The organism is Betaproteobacteria bacterium, from assembly GCA_016791345.1.
Taxonomy (GTDB): domain Bacteria; phylum Pseudomonadota; class Gammaproteobacteria; order Burkholderiales; family JAEUMW01; genus JAEUMW01.
In genome coordinates this window covers 1-3,053 of the sequence record JAEUMW010000244.1, presented here as the reverse complement: position 1 = coordinate 3,053, position 3,053 = coordinate 1, and the positions used below count along the sequence as shown (strand labels likewise).

Annotated in this window: 2 protein-coding genes; both read left to right on the top strand. The window is 68.9% G+C overall.

The features are described from left to right. Window positions 1-1,275: lysine--tRNA ligase (gene lysS, locus JNK68_09585; protein ID MBL8540608.1), on the top strand; the 1,275-nt coding region annotated here is incomplete at its 5' end. A 155-nt stretch (window positions 1,276-1,430) separates the two neighbouring features. Next, the coding region (locus JNK68_09580) for an FUSC family protein (protein MBL8540607.1) at window positions 1,431-3,053 on the top strand (1,623 nt) is incomplete at its 3' end.

Below are 3,053 nucleotides of genomic sequence, written 5' to 3'. Positions count from 1 at the left end.
ATGGGCAAGGCGAGCTTCGCCACGCTACAGGACATGAGCGGCCGCATCCAGGCGTACGTGCAGACCGATGCGGTCGGCGCGGAGGCCCACGAAGCTTTCAAGCACTGGGACCTGGGCGACATCGTCGGTGCCGAGGGCACGCTCTTTCGTACGCGCACCGGCGAACTCACGCTGAAGGCGCAGTCGATCCGGCTGCTCGCGAAGTCGCTTCGCCCCCTGCCGGAGAAATTCCACGGACTCACGGATCAGGAACAGAAATACCGCCAGCGCTACGTCGACCTGATCACGAATCCGGCATCGCGGGAAGTGTTCGTGCAGCGCTCGCGCATCATCCAGGCGGTGCGCGATTTCCTGCTCGCGCGGCGCTTCCTGGAAGTCGAGACGCCGATGATGCACCCGATTCCGGGCGGCGCGGCGGCGCGGCCTTTCGTCACGCACCACAATGCGCTCGACATGCAGCTCTTCCTGCGCATCGCGCCGGAGCTGTACCTGAAGCGGCTGGTGGTCGGCGGCTTCGAGCAGGTGTTCGAGATCAACCGCAACTTCCGCAACGAGGGCATCTCGACTCGCCACAACCCCGAGTTCACGATGCTCGAGTTCTACGTCGCGTTCCAGGATTACCGCTTCCTGATGGCGTTCACGGAGGAGATGCTGCGCACCGTCGCGGAGCAGGTGCTCGGCACGACGAAGGTCGTCTACCAGGGCCGCGAGCTCGACTTCTCGAAGCGCTTCGATCGGCTCACCCCGATCCAGGCGATCCGCAAGTATCACCCCGACATGTCGCACGCCGACCTGCAGGACCGCGGCTTTCTCGCCGCCAGGCTTGCCGCGATGAACGTCGAGATCCGCGACGCGGACAGCGTCGGCGCGCTGCAGCTCACGCTCTTCGAGAACCTGGTCGAGCAGTTCCTGTTCGAGCCCACCTTCATCATCGACTACCCGACCGAGGTGAGTCCGCTCGCGCGCGAAAGCGACCGCCACCCCGGGATCACCGAGCGCTTCGAGCTCTACATCGCCGGGCGCGAGATTGCCAACGGGTTTTCCGAGCTGAACGACCCCGAGGACCAGGCCGAGCGCTTCCGCGAACAGGTGCGGCAGAAGGAAGCCGGCGACCACGAGGCCATGCACTACGACGCCGACTACATCCGCGCGCTGGAGTACGGACTGCCCCCGACTGCGGGCGAAGGCATCGGCATCGACCGGCTGGTCATGCTGCTCACCGACAGCCCCAGCATCCGCGACGTCATCCTCTTTCCGCAGCTGCGGGCGGAGTAGCAGCGCCTCGCGCGGGCCGGACGCACCTTTAGCGGCGTGCGTTCGCTTTCGAACCGAAGGTGATCCGCCGACGCGCGAGGGGTGGTGGCCGGTTTCGCTTGACTCGCAGGCGGACGCCGCCAGACTGAGCGTGCTCCGGCCCCACTGTCTCCGCCTTGCACCCCGTCGACCTGCTCCGCCGCCTGCCGGCCCATGTCATCAACGGCACGACCGTGTCCATGGGTATCGGACTCGTCTACCTCCTGTTCCGGACCTGCGCCGATCCGCACGCGGCGCAACTCGCGATCTGCGGTGCGATCTACGCCAGCCTAGCCGACGTGCCCGATACGCCGAGCCGTTCGTGGCGACAGGTGCTTGCCGCCGGCGTGCTGGGCTGTACCGCTGCGCTGGTGGTCCTGCTGCTCAAGCCGTTCGCGCTCGCGCTCGGCGCCGGCATCATGCTCGTCGTGTTCGTCGCCATGCTCACGCTGGCGTGGGGGCCACGCGCCGGGCCGATCTCGTTCGCGCCCGTGCTGTCGATCGTCTTCTCGATCGGCTTTCCGCCGGGACAGGATCCGCTCGCGACCGTGGGCTGGCACCTGTTGGGCCTCGCGACCTATCTGCCGTGGTCGCTCGCCGCCGCCACCCTGCTGCAGCCGCGCTACCGGAGCCTGGCGCTGGCCGCCGCGCTCGCTGCGACAGCGCGGCTGCTGCGCTCCCGCGCGAGGATGCTGGGCGGCGCCGCCGGTGAGGCCCAGGCCGGCGCCCTGCAGGACTGGGTGCGCGAGGAGGCGGCGCTCGCCGAGCGACTGCAGACCGCGCGCGATCTGCTCTTCGCCGCTCCCGAAACGCCACGCGCGGAGTGCGAAACAGCCGTGCTCCTGCGCATCGTCGACGTGCGGGACATCCTGCTCGCGAGCTCGCTCGACCTCGAACTGATGGGCAACGACGCCATCGCGCAGCGCATCCGCGCGGGCCTCGGGGCACAACTGTGCGAGATGGCGGATGTCGTGGAGGCCTCCCGAGTCCTGCTGCGCGGCGCATCCGCCGCGTCGCCATCTGCCTGCGGTGAATACACCACCGGCAGAGTCTTCGGGGACATGCAGCTGCCGGTCGACGACGCGCGAGCGCGCCTGTTGCCCGCCATCGTCAATCGCCTGCGCCATCTCGGGGCGCATGTCGACCGCATGCATGCCCTGCTGCGCGGCGAGCAGGAGACGCTGCCGCTGTCGCGCTCGGAGCTGCAGCGCTTCGTCGCGCCGGAGGGCTGGCCGCTCGGCGTTCTGCGCAACCACGCCTCGATCGATTCGCCCGTGTTCCGGCACGCCGTGCGCGCCACGCTCGCACTGGGCTGCGCCTACTATTTCGCGTTGCTGCTGCCCTGGACCCGGCATCCGCAGTGGCTCGTGCTCGGTGTCGCGGTGGTGCTGCGGGGCAACCTGCAGCAGACGCTCGCCCGCCGCAACGCGCGCATCGGCGGCACCGTACTCGGGTGCCTGCTCGTGCTGCTGCTCTCGCACGTCTCGTCGCCCGACCTGCTGATGCTGACGTTCGTGGTCGCCGCCGGCGTCGCGCATGGCTTCGTGGTGGAGCGATACCTGATCACGGCGGTCGCGGCGACCGTCATGGCGCTGCTGCAGGCGCATCTCGTCGCGCCCGCGATCGGCTTTCCGATCGGCGAGCGGCTGGCCGACACCATGCTTGGTGCGCTCCTCGCCTGGGCCTTCAGCTACGTGCTCCCGTTCTGGGAAAGGCGCGGCCTGCCGCAAGCCATCGCCCGTGCCCTGCACGCCTTGCAG